The sequence below is a fragment of the Acinetobacter higginsii genome (genome assembly GCF_000369845.1).
Lineage (GTDB): Bacteria > Pseudomonadota > Gammaproteobacteria > Pseudomonadales > Moraxellaceae > Acinetobacter > Acinetobacter higginsii.
The window spans coordinates 553,466-578,031 of the sequence record NZ_KB850215.1 but is presented as its reverse complement, the minus strand read 5'-3'; the positions used below and the strand labels follow the sequence as shown (position 1 = coordinate 578,031).

Below are 24,566 nucleotides of genomic sequence, written 5' to 3'. Positions count from 1 at the left end.
CAGAGCAGCGTGGAAAATTTTGAGCAGCGTCAAAGTGGTGAACGAGCAATTTTAGTTAGTGTATCCGTTCAACTTCTCGATGATCTCGATGCTGAAGAGTTTCAATTACTCGCCCAATCCGCAGGTGCTGAAATCCTTGAACATCTCATTGTGCAACGTAATAAACCTGATCCAAAGTTTTTCATCGGTTCAGGTAAAGTGGATGAGATTGCAGAACTGGTCCAGACTCTCGAAGCGGAATTGGTGATTTTTGACCATTCACTCTCGCCCGCGCAAGAACGTAATCTAGAACGAATACTCAAGTGTCGCGTGATTGACCGTACTGGTTTAATTCTGGATATCTTTGCGCTCCGTGCACGTACCCATGAAGGTAAATTACAGGTTGAGTTAGCTCAACTTAAACATTTATCTACCCGTTTAATTCGTGGCTTTACGGGCAATTTAGAACAACAAAAAGGTGGTATCGGCCTACGTGGCCCTGGTGAATCACAACTGGAAACAGACCGCCGCTTGATTCGAGTGCGTATTACTCAACTCAAAGACAAACTGGTTAAAGTACAGCAAACTCGCTTACAGGGACGTGCCGCACGCCAAAAAGCTGCTATTCCAACAATTTCGCTAGTGGGATATACCAACGCGGGCAAATCGACTTTATTTAATATTTTAGCCAAAAGCGATGTCTACGCTGCCGATCAACTATTTGCTACCCTCGATCCTACCTTACGTCGCCTAGACTGGGACGGTATTGGCACCGTCGTGCTGGCAGATACCGTTGGATTCGTTCGTAACCTGCAACATGATTTGGTGGAATCGTTCAAAGCCACCTTAGAAGAAACATTAGAAGCGACCTTGCTGCTACACGTCATTGATAGCAGCAGTCCGAATATGCCTGAACAGATTGAAGCGGTAGAATCAGTACTTAAAGAAATCGGTGCCGATGCCCCGATTTTGCATGTCTACAATAAAATTGATCTCAGCGGTGATGCCGCCAAAATCATTTATAAAACAACTGACGTCCCTGATCGTGTCTATGTTTCAGCCCATGCTGGGCAAGGCCTTGAATTACTCAGTCAAGCTGTACAACAATGTCTGATGGGACAATTGCAACAGTTTGACTTAGTGCTCAAACCCGCTTACGGTAAACTGCGAACACAGCTCTATACCCTGAATGTGATTCAATCGGAACAGTATGATGAGCAAGGCGACCTCCATATATCCGTATGTATTGCACCGCATAAACTGGAACAAATCATTAAACAAGCCCATTTACCATTAGACGAAATTCTTGGAAAAAAAGCTTCCTTATTTCAACGCCCTTTGGAAGAATTTGAAATAGATCATCCGTCCCTATAATTACGATCAGCCATCGTTCCGCTAAACGAGAGTTAGAAAGAAAATGAAAAATATTGATTGGACAGCTTGGTTTGGCACGATTTTATTAATCATTGTCTATCGTGAAGGAGCTGTCGCAATCACGCAAGCTTTTGGTCATCCTGAATTGGGCAATCTGGCTGGGCTGATTAGTTTATTAGCAACATTGTTAATCTGGAGACGTTTTAGAAAAATCTCCAATCGCCTGATTGATACCAACAACAAAATTTTAAAAGAAAGCGCATTTGCCTTTCTACCCATTTGTGCGGGTTCATTAATTATGCTGGTACATATGGGTAAAGAAATTCCTGCATTTTTATTTATCTTAACCTTCAGTACATTATTGCCATTATGGATTTATGCCAAAATGGCGAAGCGTTGGTTATAAGGAGCTGATCTATGTCGATGGTTATTTATGGCTTCATGATTACCTTCATTAGTTATCTTCTTGCCAAACCACTGAATCAAAAATTTCCACAAATTCCACTGATTGTGTTTGGCATGTTTATTGTGATTGCTTTCTTGGCAATCTTCGGCATTCCTTACCAACAGTATATGGATAACGTGAATGGTGTTTTCAACCATCTACTCGGCTATGTCACGGTTGCCTTGGCAATTCCCTTAGCCGCGATGCGCTATGATGATCTACCGCTAAAATCGATGATTGGCATTTTATGCTTTGCCAGTATTAGTGCGGTCGCCCTACCAATGGGACTGGCCTATTTACTACACATGTCTGAGCCAACAATTATGGCTTTTGCCACCCGCGCTGTGACTACACCGATCGCCTTAAACATTGCAACGCTATTACATGCACCATTAATGATGGTGACACTGATTGTGATTTTATCTGGCGTGATTGGTGCTGCATTCTCCCCTTGGATTTTAAAACATATCCATGACGAACGTGCTTCTGGTCTGGCTCTAGGTTTAGCTGCGCATGCAATTGGTACAGCTCAAGCATGGCAACGCGGTCCTGTCACAGGCCGTTACGCAGCCTTTGGCATGGCAGTAAATGGTGTATTTACAGCCATTTGGCTCCCGACCTTTATTCTATCTTTATCTTAAAATTTGCCGCAGATATCACATAAAGATTGAACTAGTTGTCATATATCCGCCATAATGTAAGCTTAAACGTTAAAAGGATTTTTAATGATGGGCAAACAATTATTAAGTGCGTTACTTTTATCTGCGGTGAGCAGTTTTACTTTTGCAGAGGATATTACGGGGCTCTGGCAAAGTATTGATGACAAGACGGGGGCGCCTAAAGCATTGGTTGAAATTCGTAAAGAAGCGAATGGAACATATGCAGGCAAAGTAGTTAAAATTACGCCACGTACAGGTTATACACCTAAAGAAACCTGTGTGGATTGTCCTGCACCCTATACCAATAAGCCAATCATTGGTTTAGACGTGGTAACGGGTTTGAAATATAGCGAAGGCTTGAACTATACCAATGGTCGTATTCTCGATCCAAATTCAGGCAAAATTTATAGTATGAAGGCCAAACTCAGCGCCAATGGTAAGCGTTTGCACTTACGTGGTTATCTCGGTGTATCGGCATTGGGTCGTAATCAGATCTGGATTCGTGCTGAGTAAAATCAATAAAATTTAGAGCCATTATACGCACTTCTCTCTGATCAAATTGATCTCGGTTCTAGCTAAAAGCTTCTTCATATCGTGAAGAAGCTTTTTTAATTTCAACATAAAAAATAATTGAAATTTCAAATATTAAAAATATACAACCGTAAAATAATGATTGAATCTCGAATTAGAAATCCGAAATAATAGCAGGACAGCCATGGCAGCAAGGAGGCTTTAACATGAACATGTCGACAAAACTGATCTCTTCTCTCTTCTTATTTACACTCAGTCATTTTGCTTTTGCTCAAGACATTGCTGGGATTTGGCAAAGCGTTGATGATGTAACAGGTGCCCCTAAAGGACAGGTTGAAATCATACAAGAAGCCGATGGCTCCTATACGGGTAAAATTATCAAAATTACCCCACGTACAGGCTATACCCCCAAAGAATTATGTACGGGCTGCCCTGCACCTTATACCAATAAGCCAATTTTAGGTTTAAATGCGATTACCAAGCTAAAACATAAAAAGGACCTCACCTACACAGGTGGGAAAATCTTGGATCCGAACAGTGGCCGTGTCTATAGCTTGACTGCAAAACTCAGTAGCAATGGGCAACGCTTACATTTACGTGGCTATATCGGCGTCTCTGTACTAGGTCGTAGCCAAATCTGGATTCGGGTCAATTAAGTTGATACAAAAATAAAAAGCCCTGTTATACAGGGCTTTTTATTGATTGAATGATGAAGGGCTTAACGACCTTGCAACTTCGAATAATCTAACAGGACATTTGCCGCTTCATTGATGAAGGTTTCTTCTTCAGGCAATGGTGGACGCAAATGTGCTTTCATTTTGGCACGAGATTCAACCAATGCATCAATAGATGCCTGATAACTTTCCCAGTTTGCATACGGTGCTAAACCTGTTGCAGTGCGGCGTTGATTTTCTGCATTCAAGGTTTGTTTCTCAAGATCAATCAACTCGGCACGGCGCTGATTAATATCGAGCACCACTTTCTTTTGATCCGAAGTTTTCTTGGCAATTGCTTTACGTGCTTCTAAATATTTAAATTGAGAATCTGCCGCAACACGTTGTTCAGATGATTGAGTCAATTTAGCAACGTACGGTTGCACTGAACCTTCACGTTTGAATGGTGCTGTTGGAATGGTATCCCACTTCAAGGCATTTTTCGCTTTACGCTCACCAAACTCCTCATTGTAAATATCAACCAACTTAATATCTGGGATCACACCTTTATTTTGGGTACTACCACCCGTAATGCGATAGAACTTACGTTGCGTCAATGTTGCCTGACCATAAGCCAAAGAGTCTAATTGAACCTGTGCCGTCCCTTTACCTGTCGTAGTACTACCAATGATAATCCCGCGCTCATAATCCTGAATCGCCGCAGAGTAAATCTCACTTGCAGAAGCCGATGCTAGGTTAACTAATACTGCCATTGGGCCTGCATAGATTTGCTCACCACCATCGGTATCTTCAAACACATTGACATTACCGTTACCATCACGGATTTGCACCACAGGACCAGACTTAATCACCTGACCGAGCATACGCGCAACTTCTTCGAGAGAACCACCTGGGTCATTACGCAAATCAACCAAGATACCTTCTACTTTTTGTGCCTTAAGTGAATCTAATGCTTTGGCTGTATCTTCAGAAACTGAACGATATTCAGTACCTGCACGACGCGAGCGGTAGTCAAAATAGAAAGATGGAATTTCAATCACCCCAAACAGATGTTTTTTACCATCACGGGTGATTTCAACCGTACGTGAACGCACCCCAGCATCTTCTTCTTGAATAATATCGCGGGTTAAGGTCACATTACGGGCTTGGCTCATTGATGCACCTGCACCCAATAAACGCACCACAACTTTGGTACCACGTTTACCACGAATTAACCCGACGATTTCCGAACTCGGCCAACCAATCACATCCACCATTTTCTCGCCATCTTGCGCGACGCCAATGATACGATCTCCTGATTTCACCTGACCTGATTTACTGGCTGGCCCACCCTCAACGATGGTCTCAATTTTGGTGTAGTCTTCATTGCCACGTTCAGGACGGATCGAAACACCAATTCCCTCTAATTGTAGTGTGGTCTGACGATTCAACTCCATCGCATCAATCGGTGGGTAATAGTTACTGTGCGGATCGTAAGTCGCCAACATTGCATTCAATGTTTTCTCTAACACGTCATCACTTTTCACACGCCCAATACGCTCTAACTGACGGGTATAACGCTTGGTTAAGGTTTGCACTGGGGTTAGATCTTCAGGTCCCGTTAAATCCTGACCATTCGCCAGCGATGGATCTGCTTTTAAAGCTTTTTGCTTCGCCTGCTCTTCTTCTTTACTAATGGTTAAATTGATCAACTGCGACACTAGCATTTGCTGCCAATGTTGTTGTTGCTCAGCCGTTGTTTTGAAATACGGTGCTTTTTCACGATCGGTATCGAGATAGACATCTTTTTGATTTAAGTTCTGCGGCTTTTTCAACTCTGCCAACATAAACTCATAAAACTGTTTCAAACGATCACGGTATTGCGCATGAATCGCGAAAGGTCCAGTTAAGTTACCCGCTTTTAACGAACTACCAAAATTCGAACCATATTTCTTTTGATATTCTTCAACTTCACCGTTTAGAAATAATGAATGATCTGGATCAAGACTATCCAAATACATATTCAAAACACGGTTTGAAGTTGCTGCGTCTAGGCGCATATTTAAATAATGTTGACGATCTACCAATGTGGCTAACTGACGTGCAACCAATGCCTGCTCTTGTGATGGCTTGATTACCGTTGAAACGACAGGTGCCTCAGTCGCCGCAAATGCCTCATTTATGGTATGAGAGAAAAATAAACCACCAGTCGCGATTGCAACTGCACACGCTATCATTTGAAGTTTCATAAAATTTTGGTACTTCCTTGGATATGGCAATTATTACATGCAGATGTGATTAAGATGAATATATTTCACTCAATCACTTCACTACAGGTAAAACTCATCGGTCATCATAAATAAATAACCAACAAGCACTTATCATCAATATCATGTAGTTTTATCATATTCTGTACTGACAAAATGTAGCAAATCATTGCACAATTTAGCTATCGTTTTTTTCACCAAATTTTTCATCAAAATTCTAACGGAATCCTTATGATCGGCGCGTTGATGCTAGATATTGCTGGCACAGAACTTACTCAAGAAGATATTGAACTATTACAAGCTCCGCAAGTCGGCGGCATGATTTTATTTGCACGAAATATTGAATCCCCTCAACAAGTCCGTGCCTTAACCGACCATATGCGTCAAATTCGTCCAGAGATTTTGATTGCCGTTGATCAGGAAGGTGGCCGAGTACAACGTTTAAGACAAGGTTTTACCTTACTTCCAGCGATGGGACGTCTAGGTGAACATTACCTGAGTCAGCCACAACAAGCGATTGAACTGGCTGAACAATGTGGCTGGTTAATGGCGATTGAAGTCCTCGCGGTCGGGATTGATTTTAGCTTTGCTCCTGTTTTGGATCTGAATGATGTCAGTGATGTGATCGGTGATCGTGGTTTTGCCAAAAATATGCAAGATATCGTGCCACTTGCCGATGCCTTTATGCGTGGTATGAAAAAAGCAGGTATGGCAACGACGGGCAAACATTTCCCTGGTCATGGTTCAGTCAAAGCGGATTCACATGTTGCAGCAGCAATTGACAGCCGCTCGTATCAAGAAATCTATGACAAAGACATGCAGAGCTTTATCAAGTTAATGCCTCAGCTTGATGCGCTCATGCCAGCCCATGTGATCTATGATCAAGTCGATCCAAATCCAGCAGGCTTCTCACCATTCTGGTTACAAAAAATCTTACGTCAGCAGCTTAAATTTGATGGCGTACTCTTCTCAGATGACTTGAGTATGCAAGCTGCGTGTGTTGCAGGTGGTGCGGACGCACGTATTCAAGCTGCTTTAAATGCGGGTTGTGATATGGGCTTAGTCTGTAATGACCGTGCAGCTGCGTGTACCGCATTAGATGGAATCCAAACGCTAGCATTACCAAACCAACAACGTTTAGAGCGTATGCGCGGTAAAATTCCGAATATTCAGGTTGGTACCACATTGACTTTAGACGATGAAAACTGGCACAGCGTCAGAAAAGTCATTGAAGAGTTTAAGAATTCGTTCTAACTTTACTTAGATTTTTGCATTATTTTATTAGCATGATGGAATCTTGCCGAGTGATCATCTGATTGAAGGATTTTGCCTTCGGCTCGACTTACTTTTCAGGGATGAAAAGTAAGCAAAAATCCTTTGTTAGGCTGAGGGTACATCCTTGTAACCCCAGCCCAACGGCGGCATCCATGCCGCCCCACGATAGTAAATAACAAACCTAAAATCGGATTTGGTGGAAAAATCTCAATTTAAAAAAAGAGATTAATTTTATATATCCCAATTAGGAAAAATAGAGTCTAGGACAGATGACACAACAACTTTCGAAACATCGCCACATTTCATTTACCGCACACTACACCGGCTACATCTGGTATCAAATGGGGATCTCACATCCAGCACTGGCAACAGCAAAAGGAAAAACGCTGGCAGCCTTAGTTCATCCAATTGAAAGCTGGGCAGAAAAATATGTCGGTGGCAGTATGCGCACCACACTAAAACAACGTCATAGTATGTTGGATAGCCATTTAAAAGAATTAATTGAACAACACCCTAATCTTCAAGTACTAGAAATTGCATGTGGCCTATCACCACGAGGCTGGTGGTTTAGACAACATTATCCAAATATCACTTACCGTGAATTGGATTTACCCGATATGGCAGCCACCAAACAAGCTGCACTACAACAAATTGAAAGCAACATAGATGAAGTTCTGTCTGTCGACTTATTTACCGATGCCTTTGCTGCTGCATTTGAGGTATTTGATCCGCAACGTCCCTTGGTGATTATTAGTGAAGGACTCATCAATTACTTTGAAAAACCAATGTTACAGCAACTCATTCAAGCCATTGCCAACTACGGTCAAAACTTTAAAGAGCTGCATTATTTAACAGACATCTATCCAGAACCTACCCAAAACAAACTGGCAACCATTATCTGGAACAGCAGCCGTTTACTAAAATGGATGTCACGCAGTGCATTTAGTTTTCATTTTAAAAACCCAGCCGAGGTCGAAAATTTCTTCCAAGAAGCAGGCTTTAATCAAGTTGAAGTCCTGCAGCCAAAGCAGTTTTTTGAACACACACATCTAGAAAACAAACAGCAACACTTAGGTGACTTGGTCTGGGTGATTCAGGCGAGCAATAAATAGGTAGCATAAAAAAAGGGAAATGGTCATTGACCACTTCCCTTTTCAAATCTTCGGTTCTCATTAAGCCTGTTTTTGACGCTCAATAAAACGCGTTAAACGATCAGCAATCTCAAAACTGCCATGTTTAAACAAGATGCGCAGTCCTTGCTCAGTTGCATCAAAGTTTAAACATTCAATTTTAAACTCACCTTCTTCATCAGCTAAATGTAGTGCTAAATCACGAGGATGTTGGCTAACAAAATCAAGCTGCTCAAGATCATTAAGTTTTAAATAAACGCCAAAGAAGGTGATATCGACAACGTTCACTGCTACTTCAGTCGCTAAATGACGGTGAGTCAATTTAGTCTGTGGTTGTAAAACAGCAATACGTTCCTCGCCCCGACGTTCAATTTTTTGCATTTGTTCACGCGTCATCGGGATAATACCATCCAGATTCTCGATAGATTCCCCTTTCAAAAATGAGGTAAACAAATTCATGGTTTCTTTACGGCGCTGCAATTGTGGCACATGATCTGCATTGGCAATTAAAGCAAACTGCATATCTTGGCATTGCAAAGCAAAATCAGCATTTTCGTGTGGCAAAGTAAAGCTGTCGTACTGCCCAGCAGCCACTAAAGTTTTACATTGTGGTACTGGTACGTCGCTTAAACGTAATAAACGATTGCAGTTAATTTCATAACGCTCACGTTCAGTTGCACTAAATTCTGCCATTTGCCTGAAGAATAAACGCTTTGCTGTTGGAGACATACGGGTTTTATCAAGCTTGGCATGATTCACTAAATATAGGATCACCGCTTGACCAAACTCATCCATGCGATCTTCGCGCATTAAATGCAATGATTCTTCTAGCAGCATCCGCCAGCTTTTACGCGTCTTCTGCATCACTCCCATCAATACCATACGGTCAATCAATTCGGGGCGTTGGTGTGCAAATGACGATGCAACCACCGATCCAAGTGACATCCCCATCATTGAAACTTTTTCAAGTCCAACAATATCGAGCCATTGACCAAGCATTTTAGACAGTTCAGGCAGTTCCAGGATTCCAGCAGATTCACCTGTATCAACATTACGAATCTGTTGATTCGCTCCCATTGACGGTAAATCAATGAGAATAACGGGACCACTCTCAAAGAGTTGCTCGACACAATACTTGTAAGAGTTAAAATTTTGAAATGCGCCCCCGACAATTACAATCGGCGTGTTGTAGATCGTTTTCGGATCTGCAATTGCCATATATTCAATTTTCCAACCATCGATCCACGTGGTACGCGCTGGCTGTTTAAAACTGTTTTTATTGTAAATGTCGAAAAAACCAAAGCCTGTGTAGGTATGATTTATATCCGAGTCCATTTGGATAATGGAATTCATGTCCTTCCTCCATCCTTGTTTATTTTTTTGTTGCAAGCATCTCATTTTCAGCGAATTCAACTTGCAAGTTAACAAATTTATAAAATTTGTATTACATTTATCCTATACTTTTTCATTCTATACATATGCACGTTTTATACGCAATCATTTCCTTAACCACTTATCTTGTTTAAAGCACTAATCTTTTGCAAAATATGTAATCTTGGCTTTATATTCAATATCTTCATCACACTAAAATAAAAACTTTTGTGCCAATTAACGCTTCATAATTTTTTGAATTGTCAGTTCAGCCTATTCATTGTTCAGCATTTGACTGTTACTATCTTTATAAATACATGCAAATATCAAAATGCTATGCAAGACTCTATTCAAGACTACATGCAACACGTTGGTACTCAAGCGCGTCAAGCGTCTCGTATTTTAACGAGTGCATCGACCCATTTGAAAAACCACGCCTTGTCTGCAATTTATACGGCTTTAGAAAATAATCAAGCACAAATTTTAGCAGCCAATCAAATCGATATGGACAGTGGCCGCCAACGTCAACTCGACAGTGCTTTACTCGATCGTTTAGAACTTACCCCTGCTCGTTTTAAAGGTATGCTGCAAGGTCTGAAAGATGTGATTGCCTTGGTTGATCCGATTGGAGAGATTACTGATCTTGCCTATCGCCCGTCAGGGATTCAACTTGGAAAAATGCGCGTGCCTTTAGGCGTGATTGGCATGATCTATGAATCAAGACCCAATGTGACTCTTGAAGCCGCATCATTGGCTTTAAAATCAGGCAACGCGATTATTTTACGTGGTGGATCAGAAGCACTTGAATCGAATAAAGCCATTGCTACAGCGATTCAGCATGGCCTACAAATTTCAGGCTTACCAGAACATGCAGTTCAAGTGATTGATACCCCTGATCGCGCCGCAGTGGGTCACCTGATTACCATGACTGAATTCGTGGATGTGATTGTGCCGCGTGGTGGTAAAAGCTTGATCGAACGAATCAGCAATGAAGCGCGTATTCCAGTTATTAAACATCTAGATGGCAACTGCCATGTATTTGTTGAAGCACAAGCGGATTTGCAAAAAGCTTTACCGATTGCACTTAATTCCAAAACGCATCGCTATGGTGTGTGTAATGCCATGGAAACGTTATTGGTCGATGAAGCGATTGCTGAGGAATTCTTGCCACGCATTGCCGAACTTTATGCTGAAAAACAGGTTGAATTGCGCGGTTGCGCGGAAACTCAACGTATTTTAGGTGTATCAGTGAAAACGGCGACAGAGGAAGATTGGTATACCGAATATCTCGGTCCAATTCTTGCGATTAAAGTAGTCACTGGCATGGATGAAGCGATTGAACATATCAATAAGTATGGTTCACACCACACTGATGCGATTATCACTGAAAACTTTAGTCTAGCCCGTGAATTTTTGGCGCGTGTGGATTCAAGTTCGGTGATGATCAATACTTCAACCCGCTTCGCTGATGGTTTTGAATATGGTTTAGGTGCAGAAATCGGTATTTCAACCGATAAAATCCATGCTCGTGGCCCAGTTGGCCTAGAAGGTTTAACTTCGCAAAAATGGATCGTTTTTGGTGACGGTCAAATCCGCCAATAACAAAATCGAGCATTCGAACACAGAAACACGATAAAGGCCATTCATTTGATCTTTATCGTGTTTTTATATATTTACATACAAAAAACAATGACAAAATCAACAGATCAATCAAAACAACTGCTTATTTCCTAACTATACTGAATAGGTTGATTTATAAACGGGTTGTATAGGCTAAAGTCTATCTTCGCCAAGATGACATCCCATGTTAAAACATTGCGCTTGATTCCACTGCCTCATGCGTTGCAGCAAGATCAAAGTGTTCATCATAAAATTTAAAATCTGTTAGGTGTTCAAACGTGGCTATATCTGTATTAGTAATTAACTGTGGTTCATCATCAATCAAGTACGCGCTTATCTCGGAACGCCGTGAAGACCGTATTTATGGTTTGGCAGAGAATTTAGGGGCAGCCGACGCCCGTATTAAAGGGGTCACACTGGGTGGCGAACCACTGGAACTTTCAATTCCGTATGCAGATCACGCCAAAGCACTTGAAACCTTGCTGGCACGTTTAGCTAATTATAACCCGCAAGCGATTGGACACCGTGTCGTTCACGGCGGCGACATCACCAAAGCAGAATTACTCACACCAGAGTTGGTTGAGCGTATTGAAGCCGCGACCCCTCTCGCCCCTCTACACAATCCAGCACATTTGATTGGGATCGAAGCAACCATGCGCTTGTTCCCACAATTACCACAAGTTGCTGTATTCGATACTGCCTTCCACCAAACCATGCCCGAACGCGCCTACCGTTATGCCTTGCCACAATTTTTATATACAGCACACCAAGTACGTCGCTATGGTTTTCATGGCACCAGCCATGCCTATGTGACCGAACGTGCTAGCGAATTGGCAGGTCATAAAAATGAAGGTGGCTGGCTTAGCGCACACTTGGGCAATGGTAGTTCGACTTGTGCAGTATGGAATGGTCATAGCGTCGATACGTCAATGGGCATGACGCCACTTGAAGGCGTGGTGATGGGAACCCGTAGTGGTGATGTCGATCCGAGTTTGCATTTATTCCTTGCCAGTAACCTCGGCTGGGATATCCAAAAAATTGACAGCATGTTAAATAAAGAAAGTGGCTTATTGGGCTTATCTGGTTTATCCAATGATATGCGCACCTTGGTTGAAGCTTCTGAAAATGGTCATGATGGTGCAACCCTTGCCATTGAAGTTTTCTGTTATCGCTTAGCCAAATCTTTATCGGCAATGAGTTGCGGTCTACCACGTCTGGATGGTTTAGTATTTACAGGTGGTATTGGTGAAAACTCGGCTTATGTCCGTGAAAAGACTTTAGGCTATCTGGCTCATTTCGGTTTTCAATTTAGCAAAGAGAAAAATGATGCCTTGGCTCGTGGCACAGAAGGTCGTATCGACGATGGTACAGGTCCTCAAATCTGGGTGATTCCGACTGATGAAGAAGGCCGTATTGCCAAAGAAACCCGTCAAGTACTTGAACCAACAGCTTAATCAACCTATTAAAAGAATTTAAGGTCACTATGAATACGATTTTACTCATTCCCACAGGTGAAGGTGTTGGCTTAACTTCAGCCTGCTTAGGTATGATCTACGCGCTGGATTGTAAAGGGATTAATGCGGGTTTCTTAAAACCTTATTCTCAAATTGCAGACACCACGGTTGACCGTACCACGACACTCTATCGCCATTTATTTCAGCATAAATCTGCCGAGCCAATCACCTATGAGCGACTGACACAACTGATTGCCTTGGGCGAAACAGATGAATTGCTTGAAGAAGCCGTTGCGCTACACCGTCAAATTTCAGCTGATCATGATGTGATTATCGTTGAAGGTTTGGTTCCGAATGGACAAGATCATTTTGTCAGTGAAATCAATGCCGCGCTTGCCCAAGCACTAGATGCGCAAGTGGTTTTGGTCAGCACCGCAGATTTAGCTGATCCACGTAAAACAGCAGAAAGAGTCGACGCGCATTTACGTCAATTTGGTGGCGCGGCCTCAGCACGCACGACAGGCGTGTTATTTATGCGAACCAAAGGCTTGCCTGAGGGCATGGCCGAAATCCCAGTCACACTTGATCCAAGTCTACGCCTAGACCAGCACATCGATGCGTTTGCCTTAGAGTTACAACGCTATAACCGCTTTATGGGAACTGATGAACTTCCGATTATTGGATTGGTGCCATTCAGCAATACCCTCAGTGTGCCACGTAGTTTAGATATCGCTTCGATCATCAATGGTACATGGTTGCATCAAGGTGAGGCTAAACAGCGTCGTATTCTGCATACCAGTTTAATTGCGTCCAATATCGAATCAGAATTGCATAAATTTGTTGCGGGCGAATTGATTATTAGCGCATCACAACGCACCGATGCTATCTTGGCAGCGAGCCTTGCCAGCAGCAATGGTACACCGCTGGCGGGTCTGGTTTTAACCGAACAAGCTGCGCCTGCAAGCAATGTACTCGAGTTTTGCCAAAGTGCGATTAAGCAAGGACTCCCGATCTTACACACGCCTTTAGATACCTTAGAAACGGCACAACTGCTGCATCGCTTTGGCAATGAAATTCCAATTGATGATACTGAGCGTGCCGAGCAAGTCACCCGTTTCGTATCCAGTCATTTGGATAGCAATTGGCTGGATCAACATACCCAGAACAACTTGCATCCTCGCCTGTCACCTTCAGCGTTCCGTTACGAGTTGGTACAGAAATCCATTGCTGCGAAAAAACGCATCGTCCTACCTGAGGGTGATGAGCCACGCACGGTACAAGCAGCTGTGATCTGTCAAACCCGTGGCATTGCACAGTGTATTTTATTGGCAAAACCTGAATCGGTTGCAGAAGTGGCTAAAGCACGCGGTATTCAGTTACCTGATGATTTACAAATCATTGATCCTGATACCATCCGTGATCAATACATCGAACCAATGGTGGAACTGCGTAAAGGTAAACTCGATGCACTACAAGCCAAAGCACAACTACAAGATACCGTAGTACTCGGCACCATGATGTTGGCACTCGATCAAGTTGATGGTCTGGTGTCAGGTGCGATTCATACCACTGCCAATACGGTACGCCCTGCATTTCAGTTGATTAAAACTGCACCGAACTATTCACTGGTATCATCAATCTTCTTTATGCTTTTGCCTGATGAAGTCTATGTTTACGGTGATTGTGCCATCAATCCAGATCCGAATGCAGAACAACTTGCCGAGATTGCGATTCAATCTGCCGATTCAGCCAAAGCCTTTGGTCTTGATCCACGCATCGCCATGATCAGTTATTCCACAGGAACTTCGGGCACGGGTGCAGATGTTGAGAAAGTGGCTGAAGCGACCAAAATCGCACAGCAGCGTCGTCCTGATTTATTGATTGATGGTCCATTGCAATACGATGCAGCTTCAGTTGAAAGCGTCGGTCGCCAAAAAGCGCCGGACTCGCAAGTGGCAGGACGTGCCAATGTATTTATTTTCCCTGATCTGAATACAGGTAATACTACCTATAAAGCGGTACAACGTGCTGCCAATGTGGTGAGTGTCGGCCCGATGCTACAAGGTTTAAATAAACCTGTGAATGACTTGTCTCGCGGCGCATTGGTGGATGATATTGTGTTTACTATTGCCTTAACCGCGATTCAGGCTAAGCAACAAGATTAAATCCACTATTCGATTGAAATTGAAAAAGCCCTTTACATTGAAAGGGCTTTTTCAATTGCAGTATTGAGCCAACCAGACCGTATGCCCCGTACATTCAACATCTTCAGCAATCATTTTAATCAGCTTAAACCCATTGTCTTGCAGCAAAGTCTGATATTCCTCCGCTGAGAGACTGGCATGGTAAAGTGGTTCTCCACATAACGAACCAATCGCCTCGCCCTGTGCAGGACCACTGCTAAACATTAAAGCTGTACCTGATTGTGCATATTCGGCAAAACATTTAAACATGTTTCTTTGATCATCTTGGGTTAAGTGGAAGAAACTATCCCACGCAATGATCCCCTGAAACTTTTGTTCAGGTAGATACTCCCGAAAATCCTGCTGTACCCAGACCTGTTCAGGGAAAGACTGCCGTGCCATTTCAATCATGTATTTCGAAGCATCTACCCCTGTTACCTGATATCCTTGAGCAATAAAATAGGCAGCAATAGGTTGAGCTGAACCACAACCTAAATCCAAAATGCCGGCCGAGCTTGGGAGCAACGTTAGAAAACGATCAAGCCAGACCTTCTCAGACAGAAGCTTTCCTCGTAATTCAATCCATTCACGCGCATGCTTCTGATAGAGTTCAATAATATGCTGTGCTAGATATTCCTGTACCATGTCATTGCCTATTATGAGTCATTGCTTTTTTAAAGCCATTGAGCAAAATCTTAACAAGATTCTGGCTTATTTAATGTCTGAATTTTCTTGGTTTGCGGCCCTTTTACAAAGAAAATCGCATTACCACATAGGATCAAAATCACCCCAATCACCGCATTCATTTGCCAGTGATAACCTTCCCATACAGTCGAAATCACTAAAGCGACCAAAGGAAATAACAAAGTACTATAGGCCGCCTTACCTGCACCAATACGTCCGACCAGATAGAAATAGGCAGTGAAACCAATCACCGAACCAAAGATCGCGAGATACAATAAAGCACTGATTGCACTGAATTGCATGCTCGGGAAAAAATTGTCCTGTTTAAACCATGAGATCACAGCCATCAATAATGAGCCATACAACATCCCGTAGGCATTGGTGGTAAAAATATCCAAGCCATGTTTTTGATGGCGCGTACTGATCATATTGCCCAAAGAGAAACCATAAGTGCCTAGGATACAGAGCCCAATACCAATCAATGTATTGCGATTTAAAGTGGTGCCCACCACGTCATGCCAAAACAAGGCAATAATCCCCAGTACACCTAATAATGCCGCAGGATAAAAGCGTGTTGATACTTGCTGTGCAAAGAAGAGTTTGGCATTGATGGTATTGAAAATCACCGCCATGGAGAAAATCACGGCCTCTAAACCACTACTGATATATTGCACTGCATAATAAAAACAGACAAAGTTAAAGCCAAAAATACAGCAGGCCTGCAACATACAAAACAGATGATCTTTACCAGCCAGCTTCTGTAACTTACGGCTCAAAGCAACAAAAGCAAATAACACCATTGCTGAAATAAAAAAACGCCAGAACACTGCAACACTGGCTGATATTCCACTTTGTTGTTGCAGACTAATTGCAATCCATGTGGTTCCCCAAGTCACCACAACCAAAGCATATAACAGCGCATTCATTTCTTAAAACCACATTCAACGATGATGGTTTATTTTGCTGCTTTTGCGGTCATGATTACTTGCACCATCTTGCGGTGATTGTCATGGATTTGCGTTTTTCTAGATTTTTTGACCAGATGACAAAACTGGTTGAAAGTTCTACACTAAACTGGATCATATTTGGCACTGCGTATAGAAGATGAAATATCAGATTCTAGATCAATTACAGCAATATAAAGCGCAATTGCTCGACTCGGTAGAACTGGGTTCGGGTATGCAGTTGGCCATGTGGCAAAATAACCAAGACCGTGTCAGCGTCTGTAGCAATCACCACACCTTGAGCATGTATATTCAGGGCGGTTATGAAAGCTATCAAAAAACCCAACAGGGCTGGCACAATGGCGGTGGTCCTGACCGTATGTGCCTGATGCCACAAGATTTCGAGTCGACTTGGGACCTCCGCGACCCACTCACCTTCGTACATCTTTACTATACTGAACAGCACTTACAACGTGTGGCCGAACAAGTCTGGGATCGCGAACCGAGTCAGATCATTTTAAATCCACAAATTTTTGTGGCTGACCCACAAATTTCGATGATCTATCGGCACTTTCTACTCAATGGTGCATGGCAAGAGCGTGAAAACCATTTGCAGATGAGTACCGCAACAACGCTATTACTCAACCATCTGATCAAAAATTATAGTCATGCCCGATGGCAAGCACCTGAAGTCAAAGGGGGGCTCTCGCCTTATGTGCTTAAGCAGTTATTGGAATGGATTGATCAACATCTCCATTTGAGTTTGACCTTGTCTGATCTGGCTCAACAAGCGCAACTCAGCGAGTATCATTTTGCGCATATGTTTAAACAATCGATGCAGATGCCACCGCATCAATATGTGATGCAACGCCGTCTTGAGCGTGCCCATCAAGCACTTGAGCAGACCACAGCAAATTTGACCGAGATCGCTGTGCAATATGGATTTAGCTCCAGCAGCCATTTTAGCCATCGCTTTAAGAAACAGTTTGGCTATAGTCCATCCCAACTGAGAAAAAACTAAAATCCACAGCGCATCTTTTGTTGATGCAATTTAGATCGAAGGATTAGCTTAGACCTTTAGCCAAATCTAAGCTAAAACTCCCACATTCATTCCTTTTTGTCATATAATTTAGCCCGCCAGCTAATCGCCCGCTCAAGAGAAATTTGATATGACAACGATCATCAAACAAGATGACTTGATTACATCAATCAAGGATGCCCTGCAGTTTATTTCTTACTATCACCCACAAGACTTCATCCAAGCGATGAGCCGTGCTTACGATCGTGAAGAAAACAAAGCTGCAAAAGATGCTATTGCCCAAATCCTGATCAACTCACGTATGTGTGCTGAAGGTCACCGACCAATCTGTCAGGATACAGGGATTGTTAACGTTTTCCTTGAAGTTGGCTTAGACGTTAAATTTGATTTAACCATGAGCTTGGATGATGCTGTAAACGAAGGTGTACGCCAAGGTTATCTAGAGAACTCAAACGTACTCCGTGCTTCTGTTTTAGCAGATCCAGCTTTTGGTCGTAAAAATACCAAAGACAATACCCCTGCCGTGATTCACTACAAACTCGTTCCTGGTAATAAAGTTGATATTACCGTTGCAGCGAAGGGTGGCGGTTCAGAAAATAAATCTAAACTTGCGATGCTCAATCCATCTGATTCAATCGTGGATTGGGTACTTAAAACTGTTCCAACTATGGGTGCAGGCTGGTGTCCACCGGGTATGCTCGGTATTGGTATCGGTGGTACTGCTGAAAAAGCCATGATGCTTGCAAAAGAAGCACTTATGGAAGAAATCAACATGGACGAATTACTTCGTCGTGGCCCACAAAGCAAAATGGAAGAACTCCGTATCGAGATCTTCGAGAAAGTGAATGCGTTGGGTATTGGCGCACAAGGTCTTGGTGGTTTAACCACAGTTCTTGATATTAAAATCAAGGATTACCCATGCCACGCAGCAGGTAAGCCAGTCGGTATGATTCCAAACTGTGCTGCGACTCGTCACGCACACTTCCAGTTAGATGGTACTGGTGTTGCACATATTCAAGCACCAAAACTTGAAGACTACCCTGCTGTAACATGGGATTCGTCTCAATCGAAGCGTGTCAACCTTGATACCATTACTCAAGAAGAAATGAATGCTTGGAAGCCAGGCGATACATTATTATTGAACGGTACGATTTATACAGGTCGTGATGCTGCACATAAGCGCATGGTCGACATGTTAAATAATGGTGAAGAACTTCCAGTCGATCTAAAAGGCAAATTCATTTACTACGTGGGTCCAGTCGATCCAGTTGGCGATGAAGTGGTTGGTCCTGCAGGCCCAACAACAGCAACCCGTATGGATAAGTTCACTCGTCAAGTTTTAGAAGCAACTGGCTTATTCGGTATGATTGGTAAAGCGGATCGTGGTCCTGCTGCAATTGAAGCGATCAAAGACAATCAAGCAACTTATTTGATGGCTGTTGGTGGTGCTGCTTACCTCGTGTCTAAAGCAGTTCGTGAAGCGGAAGTCGTAGCCTTCGCTGATTTAGGTATGGAAGCAATCTACAAATTCGTAGTTGAAGATATGCCTGTCTCTGTTGCAGTTGATGTGAATGGTACCTCAATCCATGCCACTGCACCAAAAATCTGGCAAGCAAAAATCGGTAAGATTCCAGTGGTAGATGCCGCTGCGTCATAAATAATACTCATACAATAATCATAGCCGAATCATCGTATTCGGCTATTTTTTTGCCTATGGCTTCTGCTAAATTATAAAAAAGACGAGAACAATAAGGCGGTCTATAGATGAATAAATACATGTTCAACATGGTGATTGGACTTTGCCTTCTCGTTGGCGTGCAAAATACCTTTGCATCCCCAGCCCAAACTAAGTCAGTCAAAGAACTAATCAAACTGAGCGAGCTCGAAAATGTTTTAAATACCTCACTCGATGAAATGCAACCGACACTCGATCTTGAAGCGGAAAATATTTTATTAAGAGTCTTAGGAAAAGAAGAACTGACCACCACACAAGAACACCTTGCTGTATTGGAACTGAGCCAATTACTTAAAGATACCAGTTCAAAAGTCTTTGCTCGTCCCGAAACTATTCGGGCAATAGAGAAGATTTATGCAGATACCTTGAGCGAAGAAGAAATACAAGCCTATTTGAAATTCTTAAAAACACCTGAAGGTAAATCCATTAATCAAAAAACATTGCAAATCAGTACTCATATTTTTCAATATATGAATAACTTAAGCCAAAAAACCTTAAATGATCCCGAGCAGAGCTCACAATTAAAAGAGCAGTTCCTCACCATCATCAAACCTTTAATTCAAGATGAGTAACTGCTCAAGCGAACCTACCAAGTCAATGGGTTCCAAAGCTTAAATGGCTTAACCAAATGCACTTCTGACTTTTCATCATACTTTGCTGGTTTTAATTCTTGAGGTTTTGAACGAACCTTGCCCGATGCATCTTGAGCGACAAAGTTATAGCTGGATGATTTTAACCGTGTGAATGCGATTTCCTGATGCGCCACCTTGTCAGGCGTAATCATAAATGGGCCTGTATGCTCACTACGTGAAATCTTATTTTCTTCATCGTATTTAATAAAATAAGTTTGTGCAGCATCCACAGTAAAATCGAGATATTTAGGCTTTTGGAAATGTAATCCTGCCAAAGGACGGCTTACACTCAAGCGATAAGTTCCAGCGGGTAATTCAACCCAGTAATAATGATTATGCAATAAGCTTGGAATACGATGACCATTGATAAATAAATTGGCCGCAGCAATTTCCTGACGGTTCCAACGTGTATCTGGACGATATAAATAAACCACCGCAGCTTGTTCATTTTGCGGTTTGATTGGGGCGTAATATTGGCCTAACTTTTGATTAACCCAACCACCAACAGAGAAGCCACCCACATGATATTGATCCAATAGACCTGGTTCTTTTTCAGTATCGACAGCTGGTAAGGTTGCAGTCAGTGCGGTTGGTTTTTCTTCAACTGTCTTATGACTTTGACAGCCAGCCAATACCCCAGCACAACATAATGACAATATTAAATAACGCATGACATCCCTCAAGGCGTTTTCTTGGATTTATTTTTAACAGCGCAAAACTATGCACATTTTTTCAATTTTTTAAGATTAACACCTCAACGCCTAATTGCAAATAAAAAAAGCATGAAAAGCCAAGCCTTTCATGCTTTTTTAGATGAATGAGAATTAGGCTGATTTAGAATCAATCACCTTCAAATCCTTCTTTTCAGTTGCTTCTGGCATACCCACTTGTGGTAAACGCTCTGCTTTGAATGTTGGCTTAGCCGTGCCATTAATGACAGCTTCATTCAAAATAACAGTACCAACATCCGTACGACTTGGTAAGTCATACATCGTTTCAAGTAATACGTTTTCCAGAATAGAACGTAAACCACGCGCACCGGTATTACGTTCAAGTGCTTTTTTCGCCACGGCACGTAATGCAGACTCTTCAAAGACCAGATCTACATTTTCCATGGTGAAGAGATATTGGTATTGGCGAGTTAATGCATTTTTAGGTTCTGTCAGAATTTGCATTAACGCTTCTTCATCCAGCTCTTCCAAAGTTGCAATCACTGGCAAACGACCGATAAATTCAGGAATCAAACCGAATTTAACTAGATCTGTTGCTTCTACTTGACGGAACAACTCAGAGACTTTTTTACTGTCATCTTTATTCTTCACATCTGCAGTGAAACCAATCCCACCTTTCTCTTGACGCTGCTGTACGATTTTTTCCAGACCAGAGAATGCACCACCACAGATGAACAGGATGTTGGCTGTATCAATCTGGATGAATTCTTGCTGTGGATGCTTACGACCACCTTGTGGTGGAATAGAAGCAACCGTACCTTCAATCATTTTTAACAATGCTTGTTGTACGCCTTCACCAGACACATCACGCGTAATTGAAGGATTTTCAGATTTACGGGTAATCTTATCAATCTCATCAATATAGATAATGCCTTTTTGCGCTTTTTCTACATCGTAATCCGCTTTCTGCAATAACTTCTGCACAATGTTTTCAACATCTTCCCCCACATAACCTGCTTCGGTTAAAGTGGTTGCATCTGCCATCGCAAATGGAACATCAAGCAAACGCGCAAGTGTTTGTGCAAGCAATGTTTTACCTGAACCTGTCGGTCCAATCAGCAAAATATTACTTTTTGCGATTTCAATCTCTTGATGCCCGTGCGTCGATTGACCTACTTTTAAACGCTTATAGTGGTTATAGACCGCAACAGATAAGGTTTTCTTCGCAACATCTTGTCCAATCACATATTGGTCCAAGGCAGCACGTATTTCGTGTGGTTTTGGCAGGGCTTTAGTTGCCCAATCGCCTGCTTCAACTTGTTGACTGGTTTGAACGAGATCTAAGCAGACATCTACACACTCATTACAAATATATGCGTCCTCACCAGCAATCAATTTTCCAACTTCAGATTGCGTCTTACCACAAAATGAACAATGTTTTTGTCCTTGAGGATGTTCGGACATATTTACTCCACAACTTAAATCTTAAACTTAGGTCCTAAAAAATCAGGGACGTTTGCTTAGCACTTCATCGACTAAACCATACTCTTTGGCTGCTTGTGCAGTCATGAAATTATCACGATCTGTATCACGTGCAACGGTCTCGTAATCTTGACCACTATGTTCAGCCATTAAGCGATTTAAACGCTCTTTAATAAACAGAATTTCACGTGCGTGAATTTCAATATCAGAAGCCTGACCACGGAAACCACCTAATGGTTGGTGGATCATCACACGAGCATTTTCAAGACAGTAACGTTTGCCTTTTGCACCAGCATTCAATAAGAATGCACCCATTGATGCTGCTTGTCCCATACAGTAGGTCACAACATCTGGTTTGATAAACTGCATGGTGTCGTAAATCGCCATACCAGCAGTTACTGAACCGCCTGGTGAATTGATATAAAGGTGAATATCTTTTTCTGGATTTTCTGCTTCAAGAAATAACATCTGCGCAACGATTAAGTTCGCCATGTTATCTTCAACTTCACCCGTTAAGAAAATAACACGCTCACGTAATAGACGTGAAAAAATATCGAATGAACGCTCACCGCGAGATGATTGTTCAACGACAACAGGAACTAAAGCATTTTCAATTGTTGGAACATACATACGTTTACTTATTCCTAAATTATTGTGACTCGATCTATGCCAACAATATGAGGGATAATCAATGAAATTGCAAAAGGTTCAATCTGAAATATTCGATTATTTAGACTAAAATCTGGCAATTTTTCGACAAATTAACACTTTGCTAACAGAGGGTTTGCAGACTTTACATCGATACTTTAAGCAAGGGAGATTTTCTGATGATGCACAGCATGGTTTATGGAATTTCACACCTATGCTTAAAGCTCTGCAAGCCAAAGTCTTACTGTTTTAAATCAGAATGAAATACAAAATTCTAAACCCTAAAGAAAAAGGCGCATTAAGCGCCTTTTTCTTGAATCAACTTTTTAAAAGATTAGCCACGGCGAGCTTGTTGTTCTTTCAATAAGTCTTCATAGCTAATCGCAACATCTTTCACTTTAGCTGCAGCTAAGATGTGATCAACAACTTGGTCTTCTAACACAACAGCTTCGATTTGAGCACGTTGTTGTTGGTCATTTTTGAAGTATTCAACAACTTCTGTTGGATCTTCATAAGAAGAAGCCATGTCATCGATATAAGCATTAACACGTGCTTGGTCAACTTCAAGTTTAGCGTCAGCCAATACTTTGCTTACCAATACGCCAAGCTTAACTGATTTTTCAGCTTGTTCTTTGAACAATTCATCAGGAAGCATGCTGCTGTCAAATGCGCCTGCACCTTGAGCACCAAACTGTTGAGTGAACTGTTGGATCATTTGTTGACGTTGACGGTCAATTTCTTGAGCAACCATTGAAGCAGGAACTTCAATTTCGTTTGCAGCAACAAGCGCATCAAATGCAGCTTGTTTAACTTGGTTACGAAGACCGTTGCGAACTTCACGTTCCATATTCTTACGAACGTCAGCTTTTAACTTGTCTAAGCCTTCTTCTTCAGTCAAACCAAAGATTTTTAAGAATTCAGCATCGATTTCTGGAAGTTTTGCTTTTTCAACTTGCTTCACAGTGATTTTGAATTGAGCCGCTTTACCCGCTAAGTTTTCAGCTTGGTAATCTTCAGGGAAAGTCACATCAATCACTTTCTCTTCGCCAGCTTTCATACCAACGATACCGTCTTCAAAGCCAGGAATCATACGACCTGAACCAAGTACAAGTTTAAAGTCTTCAGCAGCGCCGCCTTCAAACTTCTCACCGTCAACAGTACCTTCGAAGTCGAAAGTTACTTGCATATCTTTCTTCGCCATACCTTTAGTTACAGCCCAAGTTTGACGTTGTTTTTGCAAGTTTTCGATCATAACATCAACGTCTTTGTCGTTGATTTCTGATGCTTTACGTTCAACTTCCAAGTCAGCAAAAGCTTTCACTTCTACTTCAGGATAAACTTCAACAGTCGCTTCAAAAACTAAAGCATCATCTTTGTTTTCAACTTTTTCAATGTTCGGCATGCCGACCGCATTGATTTTTTCTTGTTGAATTGCTTCAAATACTGTGTCGCGAATGATGTCATTCACAACTTCTTGATAAATGCCCGCACCATATTCACGGCGAACAACATTCAAAGGCACTTTACCTGGACGGAAGCCGTTGATCTTCACAGTTTTGGCAGTGCGTTGTAAGCGAGCTTCAAACTGCTCGTTAACACGGCTCGTCGGTACAGAAACATTTAAACGACGGGCAACGCCCGAAACCGCTTCAGTCGTTACTTGCATGGCTTCCTCGATATTAGTTAGTAATAACAATTTTTAAAGTGCCACATTATATGACAACTTTCTGGATATACAAAATCGGATGCTAAAAAAGCAAATATATTTCTCATTTTAGCCAAAAACACAG

General features: G+C 42.1%; 21 protein-coding genes. 13 read left to right on the top strand and 8 right to left on the bottom strand.

The genetic code is table 11. The annotated features are described in order from the left end of the window. The first annotated feature begins 9 nt into the window (after nt 1-9). The 5 genes from hflX (at nt 10) to F885_RS06935 (ending at nt 3,644) form a co-directional block, all read left to right on the top strand. Nucleotides 10-1,353, top strand: a complete 1,344-nt coding sequence (gene hflX, locus F885_RS06915; RefSeq protein WP_004804258.1) for a ribosome rescue GTPase HflX — start codon at nt 10-12, stop codon at nt 1,351-1,353. Nucleotides 1,354-1,396: 43 nt separating this feature from the next. Continuing rightward, nucleotides 1,397-1,759 (top strand): hypothetical protein, encoded by a 363-nt coding sequence (locus F885_RS06920; RefSeq protein WP_005201085.1) that lies wholly within the window; start codon nt 1,397-1,399, stop codon nt 1,757-1,759. A gap of 11 nt (nt 1,760-1,770) precedes the next feature. Next, complete coding sequence (locus tag F885_RS06925) at nt 1,771-2,439, top strand: LrgB family protein (RefSeq protein ID WP_004804255.1); 669 nt, start codon at nt 1,771-1,773, stop codon at nt 2,437-2,439. An 87-nt stretch (nt 2,440-2,526) separates the two neighbouring features. Beyond that, a complete protein-coding gene (locus tag F885_RS06930; protein WP_017401947.1) occupies nt 2,527-2,970 on the top strand; it encodes a DUF2147 domain-containing protein in 444 nt (147 codons plus the stop codon). A gap of 224 nt (nt 2,971-3,194) precedes the next feature. Beyond that, on the top strand, nt 3,195-3,644 hold the full coding sequence (locus F885_RS06935) for a DUF2147 domain-containing protein (RefSeq protein ID WP_005318122.1): 450 nt from the start codon (nt 3,195-3,197) through the stop codon (nt 3,642-3,644). A gap of 62 nt (nt 3,645-3,706) precedes the next feature. Here F885_RS06935 and F885_RS06940 read toward each other — a convergent pair whose 3' ends face one another. Continuing rightward, nucleotides 3,707-5,890 carry a carboxy terminal-processing peptidase gene (locus F885_RS06940; protein ID WP_005318120.1) on the bottom strand — a complete coding sequence of 728 codons (2,184 nt, stop codon included), beginning with the start codon at nt 5,888-5,890 and terminating at the stop codon, nt 3,707-3,709. Nucleotides 5,891-6,139: 249 nt separating this feature from the next. Between F885_RS06940 and nagZ the strand changes: the two genes are divergently transcribed. Together nagZ and F885_RS06950 are read left to right on the top strand one after the other, a co-directional pair. Continuing rightward, nucleotides 6,140-7,162, top strand: coding sequence for a beta-N-acetylhexosaminidase (gene nagZ, locus F885_RS06945; RefSeq protein WP_005318118.1), 1,023 nt, complete (start codon nt 6,140-6,142; stop codon nt 7,160-7,162). A gap of 290 nt (nt 7,163-7,452) precedes the next feature. Continuing rightward, complete coding sequence (locus F885_RS06950; RefSeq protein WP_005318115.1) at nt 7,453-8,295, top strand: class I SAM-dependent methyltransferase; 843 nt, start codon at nt 7,453-7,455, stop codon at nt 8,293-8,295. A gap of 60 nt (nt 8,296-8,355) precedes the next feature. On the opposite strand, the gene F885_RS06955 is transcribed toward F885_RS06950, so the two are convergent. Then, complete coding sequence (locus F885_RS06955; RefSeq protein WP_005201098.1) at nt 8,356-9,666, bottom strand: alpha/beta fold hydrolase; 1,311 nt, start codon at nt 9,664-9,666, stop codon at nt 8,356-8,358. Between the two features lie 354 nt (nt 9,667-10,020). On the opposite strand from F885_RS06955, the gene F885_RS06960 reads away from it, so the two are divergent. The 3 genes from F885_RS06960 (at nt 10,021) to pta (ending at nt 14,923) form a co-directional block, all read left to right on the top strand. Beyond that, nucleotides 10,021-11,286, top strand: a complete 1,266-nt coding sequence (locus F885_RS06960) for a glutamate-5-semialdehyde dehydrogenase (RefSeq protein WP_005318112.1) — start codon at nt 10,021-10,023, stop codon at nt 11,284-11,286. A gap of 296 nt (nt 11,287-11,582) precedes the next feature. Further along, nucleotides 11,583-12,758, top strand: coding sequence for an acetate/propionate family kinase (locus F885_RS06965; RefSeq protein WP_005318110.1), 1,176 nt, complete (start codon nt 11,583-11,585; stop codon nt 12,756-12,758). A gap of 29 nt (nt 12,759-12,787) precedes the next feature. Then, nucleotides 12,788-14,923, top strand: coding sequence for a phosphate acetyltransferase (gene pta, locus F885_RS06970; protein WP_005318107.1), 2,136 nt, complete (start codon nt 12,788-12,790; stop codon nt 14,921-14,923). 51 nt (nt 14,924-14,974) lie between these two features. Here the strand turns inward: pta and F885_RS06975 are convergent, their stop codons facing one another. Continuing rightward, nucleotides 14,975-15,586, bottom strand: a complete 612-nt coding sequence (locus F885_RS06975) for a class I SAM-dependent DNA methyltransferase (protein ID WP_005318104.1) — start codon at nt 15,584-15,586, stop codon at nt 14,975-14,977. A 50-nt stretch (nt 15,587-15,636) separates the two neighbouring features. Continuing rightward, nucleotides 15,637-16,551: a DMT family transporter gene (locus tag F885_RS06980; protein ID WP_005318101.1), complete on the bottom strand. Its 915-nt coding sequence runs from the start codon at nt 16,549-16,551 to the stop codon at nt 15,637-15,639. Between the two features lie 178 nt (nt 16,552-16,729). On the opposite strand from F885_RS06980, the gene F885_RS06985 reads away from it, so the two are divergent. From F885_RS06985 to F885_RS06995, 3 genes are all read left to right on the top strand, one after another. After that, nucleotides 16,730-17,590 carry an AraC family transcriptional regulator gene (locus F885_RS06985; RefSeq protein WP_005318098.1) on the top strand — a complete coding sequence of 287 codons (861 nt, stop codon included), beginning with the start codon at nt 16,730-16,732 and terminating at the stop codon, nt 17,588-17,590. 148 nt (nt 17,591-17,738) lie between these two features. Next, a complete protein-coding gene (locus tag F885_RS06990; protein WP_004657827.1) occupies nt 17,739-19,265 on the top strand; it encodes a fumarate hydratase in 1,527 nt (508 codons plus the stop codon). 107 nt (nt 19,266-19,372) lie between these two features. After that, the gene (locus F885_RS06995; protein ID WP_005318095.1) at nt 19,373-19,915 is read left to right on the top strand and encodes a DUF2059 domain-containing protein; all 543 of its coding nucleotides are present in this window, start codon (nt 19,373-19,375) and stop codon (nt 19,913-19,915) included. Nucleotides 19,916-19,929: 14 nt separating this feature from the next. Here the strand turns inward: F885_RS06995 and F885_RS07000 are convergent, their stop codons facing one another. From F885_RS07000 to tig, 4 genes are all read right to left on the bottom strand, one after another. Further along, nucleotides 19,930-20,646, bottom strand: coding sequence for a DUF2846 domain-containing protein (locus tag F885_RS07000; RefSeq protein ID WP_004804226.1), 717 nt, complete (start codon nt 20,644-20,646; stop codon nt 19,930-19,932). 153 nt (nt 20,647-20,799) lie between these two features. Then, on the bottom strand, nt 20,800-22,110 hold the full coding sequence (clpX, locus tag F885_RS07005; protein WP_005318092.1) for an ATP-dependent Clp protease ATP-binding subunit ClpX: 1,311 nt from the start codon (nt 22,108-22,110) through the stop codon (nt 20,800-20,802). A 42-nt stretch (nt 22,111-22,152) separates the two neighbouring features. Beyond that, nucleotides 22,153-22,758: an ATP-dependent Clp endopeptidase proteolytic subunit ClpP gene (clpP, locus tag F885_RS07010; protein ID WP_004775790.1), complete on the bottom strand. Its 606-nt coding sequence runs from the start codon at nt 22,756-22,758 to the stop codon at nt 22,153-22,155. Nucleotides 22,759-23,110: 352 nt separating this feature from the next. Further along, on the bottom strand, nt 23,111-24,442 hold the full coding sequence (gene tig / locus F885_RS07015) for a trigger factor (protein ID WP_005318089.1): 1,332 nt from the start codon (nt 24,440-24,442) through the stop codon (nt 23,111-23,113). Nucleotides 24,443-24,566: the final 124 nt, after the last annotated feature.